The sequence below is a fragment of the Marinobacter piscis genome, assembly GCF_007671655.1.
In the GTDB taxonomy this organism is placed as follows: domain Bacteria; phylum Pseudomonadota; class Gammaproteobacteria; order Pseudomonadales; family Oleiphilaceae; genus Marinobacter; species Marinobacter piscensis.
Map to the genome: position 1 here is coordinate 956,824 of NZ_VCGX01000002.1, position 26,442 is coordinate 983,265.

At 57.3% G+C, this 26,442-nt stretch carries 17 protein-coding genes and 1 pseudogene; 10 read left to right on the top strand and 8 right to left on the bottom strand.

Going from position 1 to position 26,442, the window contains the following annotated elements:
* Nucleotides 1-69: 69 nt before the first annotated feature.
* Complete coding sequence (locus tag FFI95_RS10060; protein WP_144822270.1) at nt 70-1,071, top strand: amidoligase family protein; 1,002 nt, start codon at nt 70-72, stop codon at nt 1,069-1,071.
* Entirely contained in the window at nt 1,064-1,789 is a 726-nt protein-coding gene (locus tag FFI95_RS10065) for a gamma-glutamyl-gamma-aminobutyrate hydrolase family protein (protein ID WP_144822271.1), read from the top strand. The genes FFI95_RS10060 and FFI95_RS10065 overlap by 8 nt, the downstream gene beginning before the upstream one ends.
* On the opposite strand, the gene FFI95_RS10070 is transcribed toward FFI95_RS10065, so the two are convergent.
* The gene (locus FFI95_RS10070; RefSeq protein ID WP_246069472.1) at nt 1,771-5,556 is read right to left on the bottom strand and encodes a translocation/assembly module TamB domain-containing protein; all 3,786 of its coding nucleotides are present in this window, start codon (nt 5,554-5,556) and stop codon (nt 1,771-1,773) included. The two genes, FFI95_RS10065 and FFI95_RS10070, sit on opposite strands and share 19 nt — an antisense overlap.
* The gene (locus FFI95_RS10075) at nt 5,553-7,307 is read right to left on the bottom strand and encodes an autotransporter assembly complex protein TamA (protein ID WP_186311993.1); all 1,755 of its coding nucleotides are present in this window, start codon (nt 7,305-7,307) and stop codon (nt 5,553-5,555) included. Before FFI95_RS10075 ends, FFI95_RS10070 begins: the two co-directional genes overlap by 4 nt.
* 144 nt (nt 7,308-7,451) lie before the next feature.
* On the opposite strand from FFI95_RS10075, the gene FFI95_RS10080 reads away from it, so the two are divergent.
* Nucleotides 7,452-8,450 (top strand): hypothetical protein, encoded by a 999-nt coding sequence (locus FFI95_RS10080; protein ID WP_144822272.1) that lies wholly within the window; start codon nt 7,452-7,454, stop codon nt 8,448-8,450.
* A gap of 5 nt (nt 8,451-8,455) precedes the next feature.
* Here the strand turns inward: FFI95_RS10080 and FFI95_RS10085 are convergent, their stop codons facing one another.
* The 3 genes from FFI95_RS10085 to FFI95_RS10095 are packed head-to-tail and all read right to left on the bottom strand — an operon-like array spanning nt 8,456 to nt 12,207.
* Nucleotides 8,456-8,674, bottom strand: coding sequence for a hypothetical protein (locus tag FFI95_RS10085; protein WP_144822273.1), 219 nt, complete (start codon nt 8,672-8,674; stop codon nt 8,456-8,458).
* A gap of 24 nt (nt 8,675-8,698) precedes the next feature.
* The gene (locus FFI95_RS10090) at nt 8,699-10,396 is read right to left on the bottom strand and encodes an NADPH-dependent assimilatory sulfite reductase hemoprotein subunit (protein WP_144822274.1); all 1,698 of its coding nucleotides are present in this window, start codon (nt 10,394-10,396) and stop codon (nt 8,699-8,701) included.
* The gene (locus FFI95_RS10095) at nt 10,396-12,207 is read right to left on the bottom strand and encodes an assimilatory sulfite reductase (NADPH) flavoprotein subunit (protein ID WP_144822275.1); all 1,812 of its coding nucleotides are present in this window, start codon (nt 12,205-12,207) and stop codon (nt 10,396-10,398) included. Before FFI95_RS10095 ends, FFI95_RS10090 begins: the two co-directional genes overlap by 1 nt.
* 273 nt (nt 12,208-12,480) lie before the next feature.
* Between FFI95_RS10095 and FFI95_RS10100 the strand changes: the two genes are divergently transcribed.
* The 7 genes from FFI95_RS10100 to FFI95_RS10130 all read left to right on the top strand — a co-directional run bounded on the left by FFI95_RS10100 (nt 12,481) and on the right by FFI95_RS10130 (nt 22,634).
* Complete coding sequence (locus FFI95_RS10100; RefSeq protein WP_144822276.1) at nt 12,481-13,716, top strand: NAD(P)/FAD-dependent oxidoreductase; 1,236 nt, start codon at nt 12,481-12,483, stop codon at nt 13,714-13,716.
* Between the two features lie 132 nt (nt 13,717-13,848).
* Nucleotides 13,849-15,063 (top strand): quaternary amine ABC transporter ATP-binding protein, encoded by a 1,215-nt coding sequence (locus tag FFI95_RS10105; RefSeq protein ID WP_144822277.1) that lies wholly within the window; start codon nt 13,849-13,851, stop codon nt 15,061-15,063.
* A complete protein-coding gene (locus tag FFI95_RS10110) occupies nt 15,063-15,902 on the top strand; it encodes an ABC transporter permease (protein WP_246069473.1) in 840 nt (279 codons plus the stop codon). The genes FFI95_RS10105 and FFI95_RS10110 overlap by 1 nt, the downstream gene beginning before the upstream one ends.
* A 76-nt stretch (nt 15,903-15,978) precedes the next feature.
* The gene (locus FFI95_RS10115; RefSeq protein ID WP_144822278.1) at nt 15,979-16,851 is read left to right on the top strand and encodes a glycine betaine ABC transporter substrate-binding protein; all 873 of its coding nucleotides are present in this window, start codon (nt 15,979-15,981) and stop codon (nt 16,849-16,851) included.
* Between the two features lie 176 nt (nt 16,852-17,027).
* A complete protein-coding gene (locus FFI95_RS10120) occupies nt 17,028-18,335 on the top strand; it encodes a TolC family protein (RefSeq protein WP_144822279.1) in 1,308 nt (435 codons plus the stop codon).
* A complete protein-coding gene (locus FFI95_RS10125; RefSeq protein WP_144822280.1) occupies nt 18,335-19,465 on the top strand; it encodes an efflux RND transporter periplasmic adaptor subunit in 1,131 nt (376 codons plus the stop codon). Before FFI95_RS10120 ends, FFI95_RS10125 begins: the two co-directional genes overlap by 1 nt.
* Nucleotides 19,452-22,634 (top strand): efflux RND transporter permease subunit, encoded by a 3,183-nt coding sequence (locus FFI95_RS10130; RefSeq protein ID WP_144822281.1) that lies wholly within the window; start codon nt 19,452-19,454, stop codon nt 22,632-22,634. Before FFI95_RS10125 ends, FFI95_RS10130 begins: the two co-directional genes overlap by 14 nt.
* Before the next feature lie 337 nt (nt 22,635-22,971).
* On the opposite strand, the gene FFI95_RS10135 is transcribed toward FFI95_RS10130, so the two are convergent.
* From FFI95_RS10135 to ltrA, 3 genes and pseudogenes are all read right to left on the bottom strand, one after another.
* Nucleotides 22,972-24,084: a mechanosensitive ion channel family protein gene (locus FFI95_RS10135; RefSeq protein ID WP_186311994.1), complete on the bottom strand. Its 1,113-nt coding sequence runs from the start codon at nt 24,082-24,084 to the stop codon at nt 22,972-22,974.
* Between the two features lie 240 nt (nt 24,085-24,324).
* Nucleotides 24,325-24,950, bottom strand: a pseudogene (locus tag FFI95_RS10140) (transposase); the annotation flags it as partial.
* A 64-nt stretch (nt 24,951-25,014) separates the two neighbouring features.
* Nucleotides 25,015-26,436: a group II intron reverse transcriptase/maturase gene (gene ltrA, locus FFI95_RS10145; protein ID WP_246069500.1), complete on the bottom strand. Its 1,422-nt coding sequence runs from the start codon at nt 26,434-26,436 to the stop codon at nt 25,015-25,017.
* Between the last annotated feature and the right edge of the window lie 6 nt (nt 26,437-26,442).

The window sequence follows — 26,442 nt, forward strand, 5'->3', positions numbered from 1 at the left end:
CCAGTGTAAAGTCACACAGTGGATTTTCGTGGTAAAGTGCAATCAACTTTCAGCGAATGGCAGCGATTTATGAACCGGACCCTTCCTTGCAGAATGCCAGATGTACACTACACAGCCGAGGGCGAGGAGCGCCGTGTGGGGGTTGAGATTGAGCTGTCCGGGCTTGGTTATGAGCAGCTCGTCCGGCTGGCTGAAGAACTTCTGGGTGGCACAGCCGTTCTGGAATCCCGCTACGTCAGCGCCATTGATACGCCTTCAGGAGCCTTTGTAATAGAGCTGGACTCAGACCCTGTCAAAGACCTGAATCTGGAAGATGAACGCCTGCCCCGCTCGGTACGGGAGCTTGGCGGGCAGGCCATGGACGTGATAGACGCCGCAGCCGAGCGCATAGTTCCGCTGGAAATTATCACGCCGCCCCTGCCGCTTTCCGAGCTTGATCACATCGAAACTCTGGTGGACAAGCTGCGCCAGGCCGGTGCACTGGGCAGCCGCGAAGCCATCTACTTTGCCTTTGGTCTGCAACTGAACCCGGAGCTGCCCGACCTCAGAACCACCACACTGGTGCGCTACTTCCAGGCATTTGCGGCATTGTATGACTGGCTCAAGTCCCGTCACCAGCTGGATATCAGCCGCAAGTTCACCAGCTACATAGAGCCCTGGAGTACGCGCTACACCGACCTGCTGATGGCCGACAATTACGCCCCCGACCAGCGTCAGATGATGATCGACTACCTGAGTTCCAACCCGACCCGCAACCGCGCGCTGGACCTGCTGCCGTTGTTTGCCTGGCTGGACAAGCCGCTGCTCGATCAGTACGTGAACGATCCGCGCATTAAAAGCCGCCCCACGCTTCATTACCGGCTACCAGACTGTGATATCGACAACCCCGACTGGCACTTTTCCAGCGCCTGGAACGACTGGGTTGTGGTAGAGCAGCTGGCCAACCACGCTGAAGACCTGGCAGAACTGCGCGCCCTTTACCGGGAGAGCCGGAAAATAAGCCTGCGCAACCTTACCCGGAGCTGGCAGGAAACATCCGCACAATGGCTGCAACACAAAGGTTATGTCTGAACAGTTCACATCCGTTGACAAAAAAGCCGGGTTGATGATCGGTATCAGCGGCCCGGCCCGGAAACGGCTGGCCCAGCGCCTGATCAGCCTGGCCCTGCGCCTGCAAGGTGCGCGAACCTGTTATATCCGCCCGGGGGCCGGGGTCAGTGTCTCCCGGCTGGATGGACTGGTGCTGTCCGGCGGTACCCACGTGCATCCCGCCCGCTACGGCCAGGAGCCCCGGGTAAGCGCCCGGTATGATTTGGCCAGGGACACCACGGACCAGCTGTTACTGGACCAGGCAGAGGCTGTGGGCATGCCGGTACTGGGCATCTGCAGGGGGGCCCAGTTCATCAATGTGTTTCATGGTGGCTCCTTGTGTCAGAACGTCACACCTTTGAGGGTTAACACCCGGCATCGCCCCCTGCTACTTCCCCTGCAAACCGTCCGGCTGGTAACCCCCAGCCGACTCGGGCAGTTGATGGGCGCACCGGTGACCGGCGCCAACCGGATTCACAGCCAGGCTATCAAACGCCTGGGTAAAAACCTCACGGTAACCGCGGTGGACAACGACCTGTTTGTGCAGGCCATCGAAAGCACCCACAGCCAGTGGCTCATGGGGCTGCAATGGCACCCCGAATACCTGCTTTACCATGGCGGGCACCGGCGTATTTTTGGCCGTTTTTTGCAGGCAGCGGGCGAGTTCAGACTGCGCAGCACTCAGAAATCCCGGGTATAGAAAATATCCAGGGAAGCCGCCAGACCACTGGCCGCTTCCAGATAAAAATACTTACCCAGATCGTACCGCAGGGCTACCGTGGTGATAGGCTCAAAAACGCCCACACCGTAACGGATACTGAGCTCGTCGGTCAGATAGCCACTGGCCACAACCGACGTGTCATCGCCACTGCCCTCGGCTTCCAGGGTAAGCTGGCGAATACCCAGATCATCACCAATCTGCCCCGTGACTTTATTTACCTGAGTCAGGCCCAGTGAAATGGCGGCCCGGCTCATCTGGCCATCATCACTCTGCCCTCCCGGAGCCCTTCCAAGAATCACATACGACAATGCATCCGACTGGGGCATGTCCGGGCTGGAGAAAACCTCTGTTTCCGGAGACTGTACCGGTCCGCTCAGCCGAATTCCCGCTACAACGGTATCTACTTTGCGCACTGCCTCAATATCCAGATAGGGCTCAACCAGACTACCCACAAACAGAAGGCGGGCACGGCGCAGTTCAAGCTCCTGACCAAAGGCCTCATATTCTCCATTCACCAGCTGCAACGTCCCCCGGGTGTCCATATCATTGCCGATCCGAAGAGTTCCCTCCAGATCGCCTGTCACCCCGAAAGCCACGAAGCTCACCTGATCCTCGCCCACGACAACGCTGACATCCATAGCCAGAGACCGCACCAGCGGCTCTTCCTGCTCTACTCCCACAATCACTTCATCTTCAGAGACAGACACGGCCTGTTCCGGCAACCCTGTGATTTCGATATCGCCCCGGGGTACATCCACCTGGCCCTTCACGCTCAGTTCCCCATCCTGGAAGGCAATCGCCAGGTCCGGTGCCACCTCCAGGCGGGCGTAGGGCTCGATACTGACGGGCAGCCTGTCGCCAGTGATGCGAATTTCACCTCCGGGCGTGCCCTGCCAGTTTACCTCGCCACGAATAATCGCCTCGCTACGGGCGCTGGCCGCAATGCGGCCACGAATGTCCGCGGAGTAGCCGTTCAGCCGGACACTGGCAACCACTTCCTCCATGGGCAGAGGCAGGCGCGGGTCCATCACCCGGCCATTCTCCAGGGAGATCTGACCGTTTATCGCAGGCTTCATCAGCGGCCCGGTAAGTGTGCCCTCGCCATTTACTGTGCCTTGCACCTCTTCCAGACCGGTGAAAATCCCCGCCAGCGCAATGTCCAGGCCTTGCAGACGGAACTGGCCGTCCACCGGCCGTCCTTCTGCAGTCGGATCCACGGCCATATCCACGGAAAGGCTGCCAAGCTGAGGACCAGAGAGCTGAACGGCAAGGCCCGCTGTTTCAGGCTTCAGGTTCAGCTCAGTGGACAGGGTGTTATAGCTCAGGGTTTCCCAGTCGCCATCCAGAAGCACTTCAAACCTGCCCTGGCCGGCATCCAGCTGCACGTGCCCCACCGGGCCGCTTTCTGCGGCCGTGAAAGACATCTCGCCGTTGATGACTGAGTCCCAGCGCAGTGTCTCCGGTAACACAGGCGCCAGTGCCGCCGCCGGGAAATTGTTAATCCGGTAGGCAATCTCCGGCACTGGCAACAGGGTCTGCTCCTCTGCACACACCGAGCTTTGCTGCCAACGCCAGCAATGAGCCGCAAACGTTAAATCACCGCTTTTGCTGTAGGTCAGCCCCGCCGGCGAATCCAGCACCCAGTTTTGCTGCTGTCCGGGCACATCAATCTCGCCCTTTTCAAGCTTACCTTGCCAGCTTGCCCAGGCCGCACCCGCTGCCCCGGAAAAACCCAGCAGCAATCCGGCCTCCTGATGCCGTACATCAAGCTCTACCCGATGGTCATCCTGCGTGCCATTTGCTTCAACCTTCAGCCGCTCAAACGCCTGCCCGGCTACGTTTATGCCGTCCACCTGCAACTGGCTGTCCAGGTGCAGACCAGACGCCAGCTCCGCATCCAGGTTCAGCGACTCAGCAAACACCAGCTCTTGCCACTGCAGCTCCCTGCCACTGGCCGTCAGTTTGGCACGCGGATCGTCCGGCGTGCCCGTCAGGTTAAGCTGAAGCTCAGCCTGCCCGGCCAGCCCCGGCATTATTTTTTCAGGTTCAGGCAGACTCAGATCCAGGCTGGCCTCCAGTTCCGGGCCCCACTGACCACTGCCTGCAAGGCGGTTATCAGCCACCTGTAACTGTAATTCCGGCACGACCCAGTGTCCGGTGGAGGTATCCAGCCGGCCGGCTATAACCGTGGGGCTGGAACGCCACTGTCCATCCAGGTCCCAGCGGGCCTTCATGGCCGGAACGGCACCGTCGGTCAGCTCACCCTCGGTGCTTACGTCGCCACTGAGGCGGGCTTCCAGAGCCGGCACCCAGAACCCGGGGTTAAAATCCTGCAGCTGCAACGCAGCCTGCCAGCTTAAAGGCCCGGAAAAGCTTACGGCCCCGTCCCCGGAGAGCGTACCAGCACCGGTTTCTGCATGCAGTTCTGTCAGCTGTACACTGGCAGTATCACCCTCAGCTGCCGCTGTCAGGCTGGTATTGCCCTGGGGGCCATCCAGCTCTGCTTTCAGGTTGGCCTGATAGCGCCCATCCTCCCACCTGGCCTCGCCATCGAGTGTATGCAGAGCAACGGGGAGCTCCTCCAGCCCCTCAACTAGTGAATACCAGGGGAATTTCCGAAGCTGCACGTCCGCACTGGCACTGAGTCCACCCTGCCAGCGGGTACCCCCGGTGACCAGCAAGGTCCGGGGTTGTGTGTCGACGCTGCCGGCGTCTTGCCCGTTTTTCGCAGTCAGCTTCAGCCGTATGTCTCTGGCTTCCGCTGTTGTAACCAGTCCCTCCAGTGCCAGTGCAACCGGCCCTTCGGTACCCGGTAAGGTGGCCTCACCCCGGGTTTTGAAACCGTTCTGCAGACTGCCTTTGGCCTCCACAAACCAGTCGTTCAGAACCAGGGTGTCCGGCAAGGCCTCTACCGCACGGAAGGTATCCGAGGTGACCCGTAAACGCGCCGGAAGATTGGCGGCCAGGGGTTCGACGTTGCCTTTGAGCGTCGCATCAAGGTAGCCACGGCTCTGCCCGGCAACTGCCAGGTCGCGCACACTGCCCGAGAGCGCCAGGTCGATCGCCCAGTCGTCACCATAAGGCGGGGGCAAAGACGCATTCACCTCCAGGTTTACCGGCCAGTCCCGGCGGGTCTCCACGCGCCCGGAAGCCAACACCGTGTAGTCTCCGTACGTGTAGTAAACCCGTTCCAGCTCCCAGTCTGCGCCTGAGCCCCCGGCGTCCAGCTCAATCCGGTTCCAGACCGTACTGCCGTTTAAAACAAAGCGCCCCAGACGCACGTTATCCGCTCTCACTGACAGGGGTAACTCCACGCCCGGCAGGTTGATATCGGAAGCTGGCTCCTGCTGTTTTTCTGAAGGCTGCACGGTCACATCCAGCCGCTCAAGATGCAGAGCGTCTAGGCACAACCGCAGATTAAAAAGGCACGAAGGCGACCAGTCCACCAGCGGCGACAGGGCCACTACCTCAACACCGTAGCCCTGCCACTGCAGACGATCCGCCTGCCAGTTTCCAAACAGAGAGCCATGGTCATTAACAGCTTCCAGCCCGGGGACCTGATCAATCACCCAGGCCGTTCCTGTTTCCGAGCGCAGTGCCAGCAGAATCGCGGAGACCAGCAGTACAGGCAAAAGCACCAGCAGACCCAGAAGCACCAAAACCCAGAACCGCAGACGGTGCCTCTTCTTCTGTGCCGGTTTGCCTGAGCTGTCCGGCTTTTGCTTGCTTTCCGATGCTCTGGTCACAGTTCCGGCCCCATCGAGAAGTGAACTCGCCACTCTCCGCCAAACTCATCATTCAGACCCTTGGCAATATCCAGCCGTAAGGGTCCGAGCGGACTTATCCAGCGAATGCCCGTACCCACACCAGTGGCCAGTGGATCAAACAGATCATTCACTGCGTTACCATGATCCACAAACACGGCCGCCCGCCACCTGTCGGCAAACTCATACTGATATTCCGCACTGCCGACGATGGTGTATCGGCCGCCCACAGCCACACCATTATCATTTTCCGGCGACAGCGTCTGATACCCGTAACCGCGAACACTCTGGTCGCCACCGGCAAAGAAGCGTAAAGACGGCGGCACGTCCTCAAACCGGTTTGTGCCTACACCGCCAAGCTGCAGGCGTGACAAGAAACGGTGCTTGCCACCCAGAGTAAACAGGCCTTTGGCCACGGCATTTACATGGAGTATATCTACCTTCGACAATGCAGCCCGATGAGACCCGCTGACATTAACCTGCAGGCGGTAGCCTCGCGACGGATCCAATGGTGAATCTGCATGCAGCTTGGAATAACCGATTCCCGGCAACAGCAGGGAACTGGTGCCCTTTTCATCATCACCAATATTGAATCGCTCACCTTCCCAGCGCACTGACAACACCTGCAGCCAGCCGTTGTCCAGCTGATGTTGCCACTGCTGCCCGAATGTCAGCAGCTCCGAATCCACATTCTCAATGTCTTCCCGCTGATACCCGGCCGACAGCCGTATCAGGTCGGTCATCGGTGGATCCAGCGGCAACTCATACCAGGTACTCAGGTTCTGCCTGGGCCCGGACAATTCCGTTTCGGCACCGCGGGTGTGTCCCATCTGGTTAATCCAGTGCTCCCGCCAGGTACTTCGAAACCGGGGGCCCACGTCGGTAGAAAAACCCAGACCCGCCGCAATGGAGCGGCGCTCCCGACGGGTCAGCCCTATTTTTACCGGGATCACCCCATCCTCGGCACTGCTGGGTGCCGCATTGATATCCACACCGGCAAAGTAGCCACTGCCGAGCAGATCATTATTAAGCCGGGCAATCTCATCGGCGTGGTAGGGGATACCCGGTTCAAAGGTTACAAACTGGTGCAGCAGGCGTGATTCAAACCAGTGGCCGTCTTCAAACGTTACTGCTCCAAGCCGGTACCTTTCGCCGCTTTCAAAAACCAGAGTAATAGTGGCCTCCCGGGCTTCCGGGTCTACCTCAAGGGTACGGGTTACAAAACGGGCGTCAAAATAACCTCTGCGCCTGGCCCGGGTCTGCAAGGTATTGCGCAGACTGGTGTAGTCCCCATGGTTCAGAATATCGCCTTCAGCCGGACGTTCCGGCAGGTTGTCCGTAAACCTTGGATCGTCAGCTGCTGCCCCGCGAATCTCGACCGTGCGCTTTTTAATGCGTACCGGGTCACCGGGGGTAATATCCAGAATCAGCCGCGCCGTGTCTTCTGAATCCCCTTCTTCTACCTGCCAGTCCACAACCGGGTTGTAGTAGCCCAGTGCCCGCAATGCCTTACTGGCCTGGGCAACCGCGGTGGACGCATAGCGACGAAGGTTTCCGGCACTCCGGCCTTCTACCTCACCAATGAAGGCTTTGGCATTATCTTTCAGCTCCGGATAATCGCCGTCCACACGAACTTCAACCTGCTGTGCCAGGCCGGGTGAACACCATAGAAGCGCCAGCATAGCCAGCAGCCGGAGTCGGCCAGACTTCAGAATCGATTCAGGTGATAACATCCGGCTGCTTCTGTATCAGTCATAAGGGCGGTTGTGTTCAGTCAAGTGAATCTGCGCCTGAGCCGTCGTCGGCCCGGACGAAATGCGCTAACCTGTGGCGCAATCATAGTCCCTTATTACACCACAGAGAACAGGCCCCCGCGAATGCTTAAAATTAACCGCGAGAACCTCAGAACCAGCCACCAGCTCAGCTGGTTTATTATAGACCTTCTGATGCTGGGCCTTCTTATTATTAACCTCGCACTGATTGTCTGGGACTCCGTTTACAGCTTTGTGGCCATCCAGAATGTGCTGCAGGAAAGGCTTCCGGCACTTCAGTCCGCCTACCATCCCATACACGAAAACTTCATTTTCTATGATTTCCTGTTTGTTGCAGTCTTCCTGAGTGAGTTTTTCCTGCGCTGGGGCTATGCCACCAAAGCCAGAGTGTACGATCGCTGGTACTTCTATCCGTTCATACACTGGTACGATCTGGTGGGCTGTATCCCGGTAGGGAGCCTGCGGTTTCTGCGGATTTTACGGGTAATTTCCATTATTTCCCGCCTGCAGCAATATAAAATAATCGATATTACCGATACCCGGATCTACCGCTTTTTCAACTTTTACTACGAAGCCTTCATGGAAGAACTCTCTGATCGCATCGTCGCCAAAGTCCTGAGCGGTGTGCAACATGAAATCACTCTGGGTTCGCCGCTGTTTGAAAAAATCCAGAACGACATTCTGTACCCGCGCCGGGACATGCTCTCCGGCTGGATTTCCCAGCGGGTCGCCGAGGCGGCTAAAGAAGGCTATCTGCCCAACCGGGGGGCGCTGAGAAGCTATCTGGAAGATCGGGTGGATCATGCACTCAGACAGAACGTAGAGCTATCACGGCTAAAATACCTGCCGGTTGTTGGATCAACCATCCGGGACACTCTCGAAGAAGCGACGGGGGATATTGTTGCTAACGTCATTCAACAGATTCTCGAAGATCTGGCGTCTTCTGCTAACCACGAGTTTATTGAAGATGTCGTTAACGCCTTCATACGTGGCCCCGCTGGCACGGATACCCGTAATGAGGCGTTGATCGAACTGATCAATGAAATCATTGAAGCAATTAAAGGCCAGGTGAGGGTCAAGCGCTGGCGGGAGCAGTTGCCCTGACCGACCTACCCGTTCCGGGCGATATACAACTCGTACACGGCAATCGAAGTGTTCAGGCTGTCCCGATAGGCGGCACCATACTGGTTGCCGCCTGAGTCGGCCTCGCGAATGGCGGCGGTATACTGTTTGAACCCCTGCTGTGCAAAGGCCACGGCAGCCGGTATACCGTCGCGCCCTGCTACAAACGCAAGGCGTTCCCACTCTCTGGTTTCTGCATCACTCATAAAACTCCCCAAGCACGGCCCGGTTCATTTTAATGGTTGGTGCAACATGGCCGGCGTGCGTTCTGATTCTACAATACCAGTTCGTACCATAAAATCACCAAACGCTTCTCCGGCCTCTCGTTCCTGCCGATAAGCCCGGAACAAGGGTTTCAGCTCCTCCAGGATTGTGTCTGTATCGATATTCTCCCGATACAACCGGTTCATGCGCTGGCCGGAAAAGTCGGCGCCCAGATAAAGGTTGTATTTTCCGGGCGCCTTGCCCGTCAGCCCTATCTCCCCCAGGTAAGGGCGGGCACAGCCGTTGGGGCACCCGGTCACACGCAGGTTGATCGCCTCTGGCTCCAGCCCTTCCCCGGCCATGGCCTGCTCTATACGGGTTACAAACTCCGGCAAAAAGCGCTCGGCTTCAGCCATAGCCAGAGCACAGGTTGGCAGCGCAACACAGGCCATCGAATTCTGACGCAGAGGTGAACTGCGGTTACCCGCATCCAGCTTGTACTCTTCCACAACAGCATCCACCGCGGCTTTGTTTTCCGGGGCCACATTGGCAATCACCAGGTTCTGGTTACAGGTAATCCGGAAAGTACCAGCGTGCACTTCGGCAATTTTACGCAAAGCGGTTCGCAACAACCCGTTGTCTGTGTCCGCTACACGACCGGTGGGTATCAGCAGCGTCAGGTGTTGATTGCCGTCTTCACCTTCAACCCAGCCAAACCGGTCCCCGTTATGGCTCAGACTGAAAGAACGCGGACGCTCAAAGGCCTGCCCGTGATATTCCGCGAAACGCTCCCGGAACCACTCCATGCCATAATCATCGATTGTGTACTTGAAGCGGGCGTGGGCGCGGTTGGTGCGGTCACCAAAGTCCCGCTGAATGGCGCAGATGGCTTCACAGGCATCCACCACCCGGGCTTTTGGCACATACCCGGCCATTGTGGCCAGGCGTGGGTAGGTGGCCGGATCACCATAGGTCAGCCCCATGCCGCCGCCCACCACAATATTGAAACCGGCAACCTGCCCGTCTTCTATTATGGCAATCAGGCCGATATCATTGGCAAACACGTCGCAGTCGTTCTCCGGCGGCACAGCCAGAGCAATCTTGAACTTGCGGGGCAGATACTTGTGGCCATAGAAAGGCTCCTCTTCTTCCCCCAGTTTTTCAACACACTCTTCCCCCAACCAGATCTCCGCATAGGCAGCTGAGCGCCAGCGTAAGCGCTCACTGATCTCCAAAGACAACCGGTGAATTTCTCCGTGCAGTTGCGACTGGTCCGGGTTTACATTGCTGATCACGTTACGGTTCACATCACCACAGGCGCCACGGCTGTCCAGACCCAGCGCATGTATTTTCTGCATGAACGGCTGCATCTGTTCCTTGAACACACCGTGGAACTGGAAAGTCTGGCGCGTGGTCAGGCGCAGCGTAGAGTCCGCACACTCGTCTGCAATCCGGTCCAGCCCCAGCCACTGATCCGTAGTCAGCACGCCTCCGGGCAGACGCAGGCGCACCATAAACTGATACAAGGGTTCCAGCTTCTGGCGCCTGCGCTCATCCCGCACTTCCCGGTGATCCTGCTGATAGGAGCCGTGAAACTTGGTCAGTTTGGTGTCATCCTCGGGCAGAGCACCGGTGGTACGGTCCGCCAGCCCTTCCAGTATGGTTCCGCGTAGGTAGTTGCTTTCACGCTTGATTACTTCCGCTTCCGGCAGTTTTTCACTCATCAGTACACATCCCGTAAATAACGTTTGTCCCGGTTTAACTGGCGCAGATACTCTTCCGCCTGCTCCGGCGTCAGGCCGCCATGCTCGCTGGCAATATCCAGCAAAGCCTGGTGCACATCCGGCGCCATTCGGTCGGCATCGCCGCACACAAACAGGCTGGCGCCCCGTTGTATCCAGGCCCACACCTCAGCACCCTTTTCTTTCAGGCTGTGCTGTACATAGCGCTTTTCCGCCTGATCCCGGGAGAAAGCTACATCCAGCCGGGTCAACAGCCCTTCGCGGCGCCACGCCAGCCACTCCGACTGATACAGAAAATCACTGCGAAAGCGGCGATCTCCAAAAAACAGCCAGTTGTCACCCTCTGCTTCACGTTCCTCCCGCTCCTGTAAAAACGCCCGAAAAGGCGCAACACCCGTGCCAGGGCCAATCATGATCACAGGCGTACTGTCATCCGGCAGCGCAAACTTCTTGTTGGGATCGATATACATACGAACCTCATTTCCCTCATCCATGCGGTCACATAACCATCCGGAGGCCACACCTTCACGGTCCCGGTCGTGGCTGGAATAACGCACAGCCGCCACGGTAATGTGGACTTCGTCATCCACCGCTGCCTGGCTGGAACTGATGGAATACAATCTGGGTGGCAGCTTGCGCAGCAGATTGACCAATGTCTGCGGAGTAAGCTGCGGCACCGGCCAGGCGCGGACCAGATCTATCAGGTCGCGACCTTCTGTCCAGGCTTTCAGCTCTGTGGTATCGGCTACCAGAGCACTGAGCGCATCATCACCCACAAGCTCCGCCCAGTGCTTCATCAATGGCGGTGTGAGCATGGTGATTTCGCGGTAGAAAGCCAGCGCCTCCCGCAATGTGATTTCCTGATCGTCTGCAGTAACTGACGCTTCATCCTCAAAGCCCAGAGTGCTTAAAAGCTCATCCACCAACGCGGGGTTATGTTCCGGATAAACCCCCACAGCGTCTCCCGGCTTGTAAGTCAGCCCGGAATCTTCCAGTGACAACTCGATATGCCGCACCTCTTTATCAGACCCACGGCCGCTCAGTAGCTGGTTGGTCAGGATGGTGGCTGCATAGGGGTTTTTGCGGTTGAATAAAGACGCCACGGGTGTCTGTTCGGCAGCCGCGGTGTTGGCCGCCGGCTGACTGGCTCCGGCTTCACTGGCCATGGTTTCCAGCACCCGGTTAATCCAGTCGTCCGCCAGCTCATCGTAATCCACATCACAGTCGACCCGTTCCGCCAGGGCCGTTGCGCCCAGGCTGCTCAGCTGCCGGTCAAAATCCTGTCCGGTTTTACAAAAGTGCTCGTAGCTGGAATCCCCCAGTGAAAGCACGCTGTAGCGCAAACCCTCCAGCTTCGGTGCTTTTTTACCATTCAGGAATTCATAAAAATCCAGAGCGCTGTCCGGCGGGTCACCCTCGCCATGTGTCGAGGTCAGCAACGCCAGGTATTGCTCTTTTTTCAGCTGCCTGGGCTTATAGTCCGCCATATCCACCACCTTGGCAGATACGCCTTTATCAGCGGCACGAGCGGCTAACTGCTGCGCCAGCTCCTCGGCATTACCCGTCTGCGAACCGAACAGAACGGTCAGCTCAGCCCCGGCGGCGGGGGCGGCACTGGTCGCCGGGGCAACGCCCGAAGCCTGGCTGCTGGCACTGACAGAGCCGCCTGCGCACTTCCCTGCCAGAAACCCGGCAAGCCAGAAAAGCTGACCGTCATTTAATTCAGAAAGAACCTCCGTCAATCGTGATTGCTGGTCTGCCGATAACGGAGAAGCGTTCAGATCTGTGGTCATAGTGAGTGATCCGTGTGGACTGTATGTAAACGGCTGATCCGGAAATACCCGGAAAACCTGCACGCACTCTAAAAACCAGAGATTAAACGACAAAATGGAATAGTCAGGTCAGGTAAATCGATTTCACCAATATGCAGCGTAACTCACTGTTCTATAAGAACATTATCATTATGCATAATCGTTATTAACGAAATGACATTAATCATCACGCGGAATAAGCAATGTATTTTAAGCTACTGCCATCGATTTCCACACATACAAGGAGCCTGTTTAATGTCCCTGAACTCCCCTGCCACTCACCAGGTGGTTGTTATCGGCGCTGGTGCTGCCGGCACCAGTGTTGCTGCTTCATTACTACGTCAGCGGCCGGGTCTGGATATCGCGATCATCGAGCCCGGCGACGTACACTATTATCAGCCTGCATTTACGCTTGTCGGTGGCGGTGCCTACTCCCTGGCAAAAACCGCCCGCCCCCAGGCCAGCACACTGCCCGAAGGCGCTCGCTGGATACGGGCAGCCGCCCGGGAACTGCAACCGGAGCACAACCGTGTCGTCCTGGAAGATGGCCGAGCGGTCGACTACGAAATTCTGGTAGTGACACCCGGGCTGAAGCTGGACTGGGATAAAGTGGATGGCCTGCGACAAACACTGGGGCGTAACGGTGTCTGCAGCAATTACGACCCGTCTCTGGCTGAGTACACATGGCAATGCATCAGACAGTTTCGTGGCGGCAAGGCCTTCTTCACGCAGCCCCCGGCACCCATCAAGTGCGCTGGCGCGCCGCAGAAAATCGCTTACCTGGCCGCTGATCATTTCCGCCAGAAGCAGGTATCGGAACAAGCCGACCTACGCTTCTACGCCGCCGGCGGAGCGCTTTTCAGCGTTCCGGATTTCGTTCCGTATCTGGAAGACGTGGCCCGCGGCTACAATATTCACCTGCACATGAACCACAACCTGGTGGCTGTTGATGGTGACAGGAAAGAAGCCACCTTCCGCGTTACCGACAGCGCCGGCAAATCCCGGGACATCACTGAAAACTTTGACCTGCTCCATGTAACGCCGCCCCAGTGCGCCCAGGATTTTGTAAAAAACAGTGCTCTGGCCAATGCCGATGGGTGGGTAGATGTAGATCCGCACTCACTGCAGCATGTGCATTACGCCAATGTTTTCAGCCTGGGCGACAGCAGTTCTCTGCCCACCTCCAAAACCGCCGCAGCGGTGCGCAAACAGTCTCCGGTGGCGGCCACAAACATTCTTGCCAGGCTCGCCAACGGCCCGCTCAAAGCAGAGTATGACGGCTATACATCCTGCCCGATTGTCACCGGTTACGGCAAAGTCATGTTGGCAGAGTTCGTGTATGGCGGTAAGGTAACGCCCACTTTGCCGCTGAGCCCGTTCAAAGAATCCGCTTTCTACTGGCAAGTTAAAAAACGTGCACTGCCTCCTTTCTACTTTGATTACATGCTCAGAGGCCGGGAGAGAGATATCGCTCATAAACCACGCAACTAACGCAAAATACGCATAGAATTGCCAAAGCGGATGAAGGAGTACCCGTATCCTGACGACATGTCCATGGATGCGAATACTGCAATAGTCAGTTAGTATGTTACAAAACTGAAAGTCCGATCAAAGGCAAGGTACATGCAAGATACTAAGCGAAACGTGAAAATCCGGGTTCGCAATCTCAGCAAAGTTTTCGGGAAACACCCGAAGAAAGCGCTCGAGATGCGCGACCAGGGGCTCAATCGCTCCGAAATTTTTGATAAAACCGGCCAGACGCTGGGCCTTTCAAACGTCAACTTTGATGTTTACGAAGGTGAACTTCTGGTAATCATGGGACTTTCAGGATCAGGGAAATCTACCCTGATCCGCTGCCTCAACCGACTGATCGAACCCAGCGAGGGTGAGATTGTTATTGACGATGAAGATATAACCACACTGGGAGACAAAGCCCTTCGGGAGAGTCGCAGACGCCATTTTTCCATGGTTTTCCAAAACTTTGCGCTGTTCCCTCATCGCACCGTCCGGCAAAACACCGAGTTTGGCCTTGAGATTCGCGGCATAGACAAAGCCAAGCGCGCAGAGATTGCGGCCAATGCACTCAAACAAGTGGGCCTGGATGGCTGGGAGGACGCCTACCCAAGCCAGCTTTCCGGGGGAATGCAGCAGCGGGTTGGTCTGGCGCGGGCTCTGGCTAACGACGCCACAGTGCTGCTGATGGACGAGGCATTCTCGGCCCTGGACCCACTGATTCGTGGCGACATGCAGGAAGAACTGCAGGAATTGCAGAGCCGGATGCAGAAAACCACCGTTTTTATAACTCACGATCTGGACGAGGCACTGAATATAGCGGATCGCATCATTCTTCTGAAGGATGGTGAAATTGTGCAAATCGGCACCCCTGAAGATATCCTCACGAACCCGGCCGATGATTATGTGAAGCGCTTTGTGGAAGGCGTGGATATGTCCAGAATCCTGACGGCGGAACATGCCATGCGCAAAGTGCGCGCCGTTGCCCGGGACACCGACGGCCCTCGCACCACATTGCGCAAAATGCACGAAAACAACATAGACTCCATTTATGTCACCCGCCGCGACCGCACATTGCAGGGCCTGGCTGAAGTGGATGCCGTTATAAAGGCGGCCGATGAAGGCAAAGACACCATCGAAGGCACCCTCACCCAGGATTTCCGAACCGTCGGTCCCGACGAGCCTTTGCAGAACCTGTTTTCCATGTTCAGCGAAAAGAGTTTCCCCATCGCCGTGGTGGATGCTGATAAACGGTTGCTCGGCGTTGTCGTCAAAGGCGCTGTCCTCGACCAACTGGCACAGGCACAGGCAGGAGAGAACGAGTAATGGCTATAGATATTCCTAGAATTCCACTGGGCGACTGGATCGAGAACGGCCTTAACTGGCTGACCACAGAGTACTCCAACGTAACGCGCGGCATTGCAGACGTTACCGTAGCCAGCATCGACTGGCTCAATGATGTCCTTATGTGGCTGCCGCCCGGCGTACTGCTGGTGATCATTGCCGGCCTGTGCTGGTGGATTGCCAACTACCGGCTAGCCATTGGTGCAGCTGCGGGCCTGGCTCTGATCTGGAACATGGGGTTGTGGATTCCGATGATCGAAACCCTCACCCTGGTTGTTATCGCGACACTGGTGGCGGTTGTCATTGCCCTGCCCGTGGGCATCGCAGCGGCACTGTCAGAAAGGCTGTATAAGCTTATCATGCCGATTCTGGACTTCATGCAGACCATGCCGGCGTTTGTTTACCTGATTCCGGCCATCCCGTTCTTCGGTATCGGCTCGATGTCCGCCATCTTTGCCACCGTTATTTTCTCCATGCCACCGGCGATTCGCTTTACCACCCTGGGGATTCGCCAGGTACCAGGCGAGCTGATTGAAGCGGCCGATTCCTACGGCGCCACCCGCACCCAGAAGCTGTTCAAGGTGCAACTGCCCATGTCGCTGCCAACGGTGATGGCCGGTATCAACCAGACCATCATGCTGGCACTGTCGATGGTGGTGATCGCCGCCATGATCGGCGCATCCGGGCTGGGCAGCGAAGTATGGCGTGCCATTCAGCGTCTGCGCCCGGGCGACGGTTTTGAGGCAGGTATTGCGGTGGTTATTCTGGCCATGCTTCTGGACCGGCTTACCCAGTCTTTGCGCAAGAAGCGTAAAGAGTAAGACACTCATCCTTACTTGCATCTGTAAGGGATTAACACCATTGTAAGAAACGTGAACCCATAATAAGGAGAGAGAGATGAGAAAGCATTCTCTGAGTCACCGTATTCGCATGACCAGCGTGGCACTGGCTGCCGGCGTGGCATTTGCCGCAGGTACAGCCCACGCAGAAGACAAAGGCACTGTGCACCTGTCTTATGTTGAGTGGGCCTCAACCGTTGCATCCACCAACGTGATGCAGGTTGTTCTGGAGAACGCCGGCTACGACGTCAAGTCCACCTCACTGTCGGCGGCAGCCATGTGGCAGTCCGTAGCAACCGGCGATACGGATGCATTCCTGGCCGGCTGGCTGCCTGTTACGCACGAAGACTATTACGACCAGCTTAAAGACCAGCTGGTAGATGTTGGCGTGAACCTCGAAGGCGCCAAACTGGGCATGGTGGTACCGGCTTACACCGAGGTAGACTCCATTGCCGAGCTCAATGACCACGCAGACAGTTTTGATGGCGAAATCACGGGCATTGATCCGGGCGCCGGCGTTATGCGCCTGACCGAGCAGGTTATCGAAGACTACAACCTCAACTTCGATCTGGTCAGCGGCAGTGGCGCAACCATGACAGCCGCACTCCAGAGTGCCATTGCCAACGAAGAAGACATCGCAGTGACCGGTTGGACACCGCATTGGAAATTTGCCCGCTGGGACCTGAAAATCCTGGAAGATCCGAAGAAAACCTACGGCGGTGCTGAACAAATCCACACCATCGCGCGCCAGGGGCTGAAGGAAGATATGCCAGAAGCCTATGCCATCCTGGAAGCCTTCCAGTGGACACCTGAACAGATGGGCGAAGTGATGCTCATGCAGGAAGAAGGCGGCGACCCGTACGAAGAAGCGAAAAAATGGGTAGAAGATAACCCCGAGATTGTTCAGCAGTGGCTGCCGGGGGAAAACTGATCCTTCACAGCTGAATGTATGCTGAACCTGATTAACGGGGAGTGGCCAAAGGCCCTTCCCGTTTTGCATTCAGTGTTACGTAAAAACACCAATCTTCTTGCTTTCCCTCAAAAAAAACCAATCAGCATGGTATAGTCTTCGCGTTTTTGAATAACAGCGCCAGACAGGGAGGCTCTTTGCGTTACATTCAGGCCGTTATTGTTGCCCTTCTCTTGCTGTCAGGCGGGGCCAGCGCCTTATCGCTGGATGAAGCCCAAAGCCTTGCCAGCCGAGAGGCCACCACGCTGCAAACATTGAGCGCTGAAACCCGGCAAGCCGAAGCCATGCAGCAACAATCAGCCCAGGCCTTTCTGCCAAAACTGAGCGCCGATGCCACCTGGCTTCGCGCCGACTCCTCCCTGATCACCAATATACCTGTACCCTCCCCGACGGCTCCCGGCGGCATTCAGCGCACGGACCTGGGGCCGGTAGAAGGTACCGTAACCGGCGTACAGCTGGTTCAACCCTTGTTCAATGCAGATGCCCTGCAGCAGCGTGACGCGGCTAAGCGCAATGTGACGGCCCGGCGTCAGTCTGAACAGTGGGCAAGACAGGCCTTACGTCTGGAAGTGGCCCGGCGCTACTTTAATATTCTGCGGCTGCGCCAGCAGGAAATCGCCGCAAAACAGGCCCACTCTGCCGCCAGCCGGGCATCGGAACTGGCTCACGGCAGTTATAATGAAGGTCTGGCGGCCCGCCTTGACGTTGAACAGGCCGACGCCGAACTGGCGGCTTCCCTGGCACGAATCAGCCAGTCCCGCGCTGCCACCGAAGAAGCCGAGTATCAGCTGCAAAGCCTGCTGGGAATGACTACCGGAGAGCCTTTGTACCTGAGCGATCCCATCCCCCAGCCGCCAATGCCCGCCATAACCGGCGAGGGAGCCCCCCGCAAAGACCTACAAGCGCGCCAGTCTGCTGTTGAAGCCGCCGAAGCCCAGGCCCGCGCCTCTCGGGCAGAATGGATACCCAGAGTTAACCTGCTGGCCAGACAACAGTGGGCCCACGGCAAAGAACCACTGGATGAAAACGCCGATGGCTGGCTGCTGGCAGTAAACCTGAAGTGGACCCTGTTTGATGGCATGGGCCGGCAGGGGCGTATTGCGGAATCCCGGGCCAAAACCCTGCAAACCAAAGCGCAACTGGAAGAAACCCGGCGCCATATTGACCAGGAGCAGGCGGTATCTGCAAGCCAGTGGCGCGCCGGCTATGCCGCCTGGCAAGCCGCGGAGAAATCAACCCAGGCAGCCGCCAAAGCCGCCCGCCTGGCCACACGGCGCTACCAGGAAAATATCGGTTCAATGACCGACCTGCTAACGGCCCGGGCCCGGCTCGACCGAGAGCGCGCCACTTTAATTGATACCCGGTACCAGGCAGTTCTGGCTGCCATGAACCACCACCTGCAACACGGTCGCGACCCACTTCTGGCCTTAGGAGAGCCGTACTAATGACAGTATTCACACGGGTTCTCATGCTATTGACCCCACTGGTTCTGACAGGCTGCTTCAGTGACACGCCGCAAACCCCGGAACCCTCCGGCCAGATGCCCCAGGTGACAGTGACTGAAATCCAGCCCTGGCAACAGCCCGCCAGCAAAGTACTGCCCGGTGTTGTGCGCCCGGGTAAACGCGCGGTTCTCAGCACCCGGGTTGCCGGCACACTGATTTCAGTGAACGTCGAGCCGGGCGATACCGTCGAAGCCGGCGATCTGCTGGCTGAAACCGATGCCCGGGAAGTCAACGCAGGCATTGCCGCTGCCCGGGCAAACATCAGCGCCGCCGAGTCGGCCGTGCAACAGGCCCGCCAGGATCACCAGCGACTGCAGAGGCTGTACGAAGAAGACCTGATCGCCCGGGTGCGTGCCGAGCAGGCGCAGGTACAGCTGGACCAGCTGAAAGCGAAACGGCAACAGGCGCAATCCGATCTGGAAGCCCGTCAAAGCACGCTCAGCTACGCCCGTATCACCGCCCCGTTCGCAGGCCAGATTGCCGAAACACTCGTGGATGCCGGCAGTTTTGTGGGGCCGGGTACCGCCCTGCTGGTACTGGAAGCCCGGAAGCATTTGCGTGTGGATGTGCCGGTATCCAGCCAGTTGGCGGCCAGCCTGACCCCCGGACAGCTGATGTCCGTGATGACCGAAAGCAAAAACCCGCTCCCGGCCCATCTGACCGGCGTGATACCAGCGCTGGAGAACAAAGGCACAGGGCAGCGGCTGAGGCTGTCGCTGCAGGATACGCAACACGAGTTGGCTCCGGGCCAGGTGGTATCTGTGCTGGTACCGGATGGCCATCGCCAGGAGCAATCCCCACAAAACAACTGGGTCGGCCTGCCCGAAGAGGCGCTGATCCGCCGTGGTCAGCTCACAGGTGCGCTGGTGGTCAAAAAAACAGAAGGCGCTTTTGCAGTGCACCTGACGTGGGTGACAACTGTAAACCCGCCGGGTAACAACACCCATCTGATCCCTGTTACCGAAGGCCTGACAGCCGGAGACCGGGTGGTGCTTAACCCGTCAGCGGAGTTGCAGGACGGACAATCTGTAACCATAGCTCTGACCGGGAGCGAAAATGGCGGACAATAATCTGGGCCTGGCCGGCCGTATCGCCAAACGCCTGCTGGACTCTCCGGTGGTTCCGTTATTCCTGATTGCCAGCCTGCTGATGGGCGGCTACGCGCTGCTGGTTACCCCACGGGAAGACCGGCCGAACATTGATGTGCCTACCGCCATGGTCCTGATTCCCTGGCCCGGCGCCGGAGTGGAGCGGGTGGATAACCAGCTGGCCCGAAAAGCCGCCGGCTGGGTGCAGGAGATTGCCTCAGTCAGCGAAGTGCGCAGCAGCAGCTCCACCCATGCCGCCCTGTTGTCGGTCGAATTTGAAGCCGGCACCGCCCGGGAAAAAGCCTACGCCCAGCTTGCTGAACTGTTCGGGGCCCATGCCGCAGACTTGCCTGCTACGGCCGGCACCCCGACCATTGAAACCTTTGGTGAATCCCGGCTGGTGGTGTTAATGGCCACCCTCAGCAGCAAAACCGCCAGCCCCAGTACATTGGAAGACATTGCCACAGAGCTGTCCGCCGACCTGTTGCGCATTCCCGGTGTCAGGGGTGTGGAACAATTTGGCGGTGACCGCCCGGCCATTGAGATACTGCCCAAACCAACTGAACTTGCAGCCCGAAAAATCCCTCTGAACCAGATAGCCGAGGCTGTTGCCGGCGCCAACCGACAGATACCTACAGGCCGCCTCGAAGGCCAGCCAGTCACCAACCTTCAGGCCGGACTGCGCCTCGACACCCTGGCGCAACTGGGCCGCATTCCCGTTGGCAGCGATGGTGGCGGGCCGGTCTATCTGGAACAGGTAGCAGATCTGCGCTCGGGCCGGATAGAGCAGAACCAAGCAGTACTGCACTGGCAAAAAGGCTACTCGACAGTGTTTCCAGCGGTCACCCTGGCCGTCACCTCTCTGGAAGGCCAGAACGTCAGCGAAATTACCAAAGCTGTGGTTGAGCGCATGCAAGCCTTCAAGGACAGTGCCTTGCCCTCTGACGTCCAGCTGGACATCACCCACGATTCCGGTACAGATGCCACCGCCCGCGTCTACAGTGTACTCTCGCAGTTGCTCACCGGAACCCTGGTCGTGGTAGGTATTATATGGCTGGGGCTGGGCTGGCGCGCCGCTGTCATCATTGCCATTATGATGCCGGTTTCCCTGGCCGTCGTCCCCTACCTGTACAACTACCTGGGCTTTACCCTGAACCCGGTCTCCATTGCGGCCATGATCCTCGCCATCGGCATATTGTCAGACGATGCAGTAGTGATGCTGGAAAACGTTGCCCGGCACTTTCAGAGAGCCGGCAAAAAAAGCCGCGAACTCACCATAAATGCCGTTAACGAGGTGGGCAACCCCACCATCCTGGCAGACCTTCTGGTAGTCGCAACCCTGCTGCCCACGGCCTATATCACCGGCGAAATGGGCCAGTATGTCCGCGCCATCCCCATCGGCGCCTCTGCAGCCGTAATGTTTTCACTGCTGGTGGCTCTGACCATAACCCCTTACTTTGGTTACCGCCTGCTGAAGGTGGAACAACCCGCCAGTCAGAACACCGACACGCCCGGCGCCCAGGAACAGGAAAGCCGGTTTGTTGCCTTCTACCGCTTGATGCTGTCTCCGTTTATCGGCTCGGCCGCCATGCGCTGGCTGTTTTACCTGGTGCTGGTCCTGATGCTGGTCGCAAGCTTTGCTCTGGTGGCAACCCGGACCGTACAGATTGGCCTGACGCCACTGCTCGACCGTAACGTGTTTGCGGTTAACGTCGAACTGCCGGCAAGCACCACCCTGACCGACTCATTAACGACCGCCTCCGACCTGAACCGGCGACTGCGGGAGATACCGGAAGTAAGAGGCATTACCGTTTACGCGGGGCTTTCAGCACCCATGCTTTACCCGCCGGAAACCCTTACCTCACCGGAACACAAAGCGCCAAGAGATTTGACTCTGCACGTAAACCTGGTGCCTGAAGAAGAGCGCGACCGTCAGAGCTACGAAATCAACCGCGAAATAGCCCACCAGCTGAGCAGCTGGCTGGAACCATACGGAGCCACAGGTCATATAGGACGCATCCCCTCAGGGCCGGCCAGCGACCGGGCCATTACCGCAGAAGTGTACGGGGCCGACCAACAAAGCCGTCAGGCCACGGCCGATAAACTGGAGCAATGGCTGGCCCGGCAGGAAGGCGTGATATCCACCAGCCAGAGCCCAAGTGCGGCTATGCCTGAGCTGAATCTGCATGTTAACCCGGAGCGGGCCGCCACCCTGGGCGTCGTACCTGCCGAGGTAACACGCACCCTGTACCTGGCCATTGCCGGTGACACCCTGGGCGACTGGGCCAGCCGGGATTATGGACGCAATTCCGTGCCCATTATCCTGCGACTCGACAAAGCCGACCGGGATTCGGAACAGGCCATCCGCAGCCTGTACACCGTCAGCACCGAAGGCGAGGCCGTGCCTCTGGAATCGCTTCTCGACTTTGATCACAATCAGGGCGACCAGAGCCGTTTCCGGCGCAACCTGATGCCGGTGACCACCGTGTTCGCCGACCTGGACCGGTCGGTGGCAGAGCCCGCAGCAGTCCAGATTGAATCCCTGACCGATGAACACTGGCCTGATACCGACATCCGCTGGCTGCGCCCGCCCGACAGCGCCAACAGCGACACCGTGGCCTACTGGTCCGGTGAATGGGAAATGACACGGGATGTGTACCGGGATCTGGGTGTGGCTGCCCTGGTGGTGATCATCCTGATCTACGTTCTGCTGTCCGGCTGGTTCAGTTCGTACCTGTTACCGATCCTGATCATGCTCCCTATTCCGCTGATCTTCATCGGAGTACTGCCCGCGCACTGGCTGTGGGGCATCAACATTGCCGGCACCGGGGTACTGGGCGTTATTGCCCTGGGGGGTATTGTTACCCGCAACGCCATTCTTCTGGTTGATTTTATCCAGCAACGCCTGGATGAAGGCATGGACCTGAAGGAAGCGGTGATCCAGGCCGGCGCGCAGCGAACGCGCCCGATCCTCCTCACCGCCGCCACCGTGATGTTTGGCAGTGGCGTACTGATCCTTGAGCCGGCTCTGGAACCACTGGGCCTTACCCTGGCCAGTGGTGTTCTGGTCTCAACCCTGCTGACGCTGGTGGTGATACCGGTGCTTTACTTTCACGCTTTCAGAGATACCAGCCGGAGCGACCCTGAGTAACCAGGGCGCTCCGCTCAGGGGCTTTCCAGGCGGGCCATCCGGTCTTCTGTCAGGTTTACCCAGACAAAACCCAACTCGTTTTCGGCCTGGAAGTACGTAGCATTACGCTCAGGAAGGTTGTGTCTGGCTCGGGCAGCATGGCATCAACCTTAACGGTAAAATCTGCCTGCGAGCGAGCGTAACCTACACCTTCATAAACAACGTCTGTGACCCGGCAATCGCGCAAGGGTAATGAGCAACGCATTTTTTGGTATGGCAGCAGCGGCAAACGTCGTTGCAGCATGGTCAATGACACCTGCCTGGCAAGCTTCCTGAAGGACACGTTCTTCATCCGCCGTTAATGTGCAGTCGCGGGTGCCTGCCGGGTCTGCTCCGCCACCAAATCGGCTTCGGGCATATGTATATTGGTTACCGGCATCACCTCGCCACCTTCCTCGCGGATAATGCGCGCAATGTTCAGACTTAACTCCTCTTTAAGAACCATATAGTCTACGTACCCGGTCGCTAACGGAAACGCATACAAAAACAGCTCCAGCGAACGTTCGCCGTAATTGTTGAAGCGGAAAACGAAAAACTCCTGATCAATGTCCTTATGGCTCGTGATCAGTTCATTACCACGGCGGATCACCGCCTCAACCTTATCGATATCCTGATACCGCATGTGGATGGTCTGCTCAATGCAGCGCCGATCCATGCGTGAATGGTTAATCACCGTGCTGGAATTAAACAGTGCGTTAGGAATGTAAAACGGCTTCCGGTCGAACCCCATCACCAGCGTTGAACGCCAGCCAATGTGCTTCACCTCACCCATCAAACTCGTGCCGGGGATAATAATGTACTCGCCAATTTTGAAGATCCGGCTGGCGAAAACAGTGAGACCACCAAAGAGGTTGGACACCAGATTCTGGGCAGCAAAACCCACCGCAATACCTGCAGCACCACCGAATGCCAGCAAGCCGGCGATTGAGAGGCCCAGCGTCTGCATAACAACCAGCGTAGCGGCTGCAAGAATCACCACCCAGGCCAGCTTGCTGATAGCCTCGGCAGCCGTCTGGTCGATATCGCCACCGCGGCTTACAGCCTGGGCCTGCATGTTTTTGCGGGTGTTATTCACCAACCGAAGCAGAAACCAGGTCACAAGCGTTGTACACAACACCTGGTAAATCGGCGGCATTGATGCGTCTATGGTCTCGTTAACGCCCATAGGGTAGAACCCCCGAACTGCGAGCGCGCACACCGTTATCCAGATAAAACCATTCAGGGGGGTATTCATTGAAACCAGGATAGCGTTACGCCAAACCTGCTTTTCGGGCGTGGCCTTTCTCGCCAGCATATTGATTACGCCACGCAGAATACGGGTAGCCACCAGTAAAACAACAATAAGAAAAGCGATAAATATCCAGGGCGACAAGCTGCCCCCTTTAGCCCAAAGTGCTTCGATAGACTCCATATTAAGCATGTCCCCCAAAAAGCCATTTCAGAAATGAGAATCAATCAAATCATAGCTGGTTGCGAACTACAAACGTGCCATCTGATTTAGAGAGGGCAAGTGGTCAAAATTTAAACTTGCGGATTTCGAGCGCTCGTTCTATTTTTCAATATGCGGGGTGATGAAGAAGTCACCCTGATAATGCAAGCCTGAAAACCACCAGGGCGGCGATTTTCAACCCAGTTGTCCAAATGACCGCGTTTAAGCGGCCAATTTATTGCGCTCTATTTCCTGCAATTTGCCAGGGTTGAGCGATACCGGTCCGGTTACTTCCCAGTTCCGGGTATTGCCAGACCAGCGCCGTGGATTCTGGCGTTTTGCTCTTTCATAAACCAGTTTCCGGTGCGCCAGGCGCTCGTGATCAACACCACGATGTCGGTCAGCCGGTGTCACGAACCGGATGCCGCTGTGCAGGTGCTGTTCGTTGTAGGCGTACTCGAACGCCAGCATCCAGTCACGCACCGCCGTGAGCGATTCAAAGCCCTTTGACGGCCACTCCGGGCAGTATTTGACTGTCCGGAACAATGATTCCGAGTAAGGATTATCGTTGCTGACTCTAGGCCGGCTGTGAGACATCAACATGCCCAGCTCAGCCAGTCGGGCCTTGAGCAGATAAGAGGTCATCGGCGCTCCGTTGTCAGAGTGCAGAACCGGCGGATTATGCCAGCAGCCCTCTCGTAACAGGGCGCGTTCAACCAGTTTCCGGGCCAGCTCGCCAGACTCCGCCTCATGGACTTCCCAGGCAACGATCTTGCGACTGTAGATGTCCATGATCAGGTACAGTGGCCACGCACCGCTGACGGGCAATAGCTGAGGTGAGTAGACCAAGGGAATTTCACTCTCAGCCTCTCGCAGAACGGTGCGTGAACCTCTCGGCTCACACCGCTCCCATCAAGCAAACGCACCCGACATTCCTCGCGACCAGTGCGCGAACAGAGTCGGTCGCGCTTTCACCAGTCGCTCAAGTGTGGCAATTGTTTTGGTCTTCCGTCCTCGAAGATGCTTGAACTTTCGCATAGCCCACCTGACCAGTCGCTGATTTACGTAGCGCGATATCCGGTACATCAAAGACCGGTAATACTGCCCATAGTAATTCCACCAACCGTGCAGGTATGGATTGATAAAGTCAGCGATATCCATGATGGATAGATCAGTTCGCTTCCCTATTCGCCACGATCGCACTTTCTGGATAATTTCCCTGATTGAAGGGCGACTGATGCCCGGACAAAATCCCATGAAGAGATCGCCGGATCGGCCCTTCACCACACGCTTTTTGAACGTGTAGCCGAGAAAATCAAAAGATGTGTGTGCATGGGTTCCGGTTCTACGGTGATCCTGGCAGTAAACAATTCTGGTTTTCTCTGGGTGCAGCTCAAGCGCGCACTCCCTGAACCGCTCACGCAGGCTGTGCAGCAGGAATCGAGCCTGCCTCCGAGTACTGCAATGAAGCAGACCATCGTCAGCATACCGACACCATTCAATGGCCGGAAAGTGCCGACTGATCCATCGGTCAAAGGTGTAATGCAAAAAGAGATTGGCCAAAACAGGGCTGATAACTCCGCCCTGCGGTGTTCCCTTGTCGCGCTCAACCGTTCGGCCGTCCGCGTGCACCAAAGATGCTGTTAGCCATCGTCTGATGTATAACTTCACCCATGGATTCGCGGTGTGCCGATCAATCGCCTTCAACAGGAGTTCATGCGGGATGTTGTCGAATAGACCACGGATATCAAACTCCAGCACCCATGGATAGCGCCAGCACCGCTTTCGAGTGACTCCAACTGCTTGTATCGCCGATTTTCCCGGGCGATACCCGTAGGAGTCAGGAAGAAAGTGCGGCTCTACCTCAGGTTCGAACTGAAGTTTGACCACCATCTGGGCGATTCGATCCGTTACGGTCGGAATGCCCAGTGTCCGCTCACCTCCTGATTTCTTTGGAATTGAGACGGCACGAACAGGGGGCGGCATGTAGCTGCCCGAAGACATTCGGTTCCAGAGTTTATACAGATTGTTTCTGCGATCACGGTCAAAATCTTCCAGGGACTGCCGATCTACGCCAGCAGATCCTGCCTTGGCTTTGACCCGATTGTAAGCTTCAACAAATAACCACTTATCAATGTCGAATGGTTTTGTCTGACACCGACCCTCCTCCTGCTTTCGCAGTTGAAACCGGGATTCAGACTGCTTGACGCTGTCCCTTCGCTCCACCTCCATTACAGAGGCTTCGTCACTACTACGAACAGCTCCGTCCCAGTATCGTGCCTCGGTACTCTCGGCCTTGTGGTGGTCGCCACTTGTGCCTTCTCCCTTGAACATCACGAT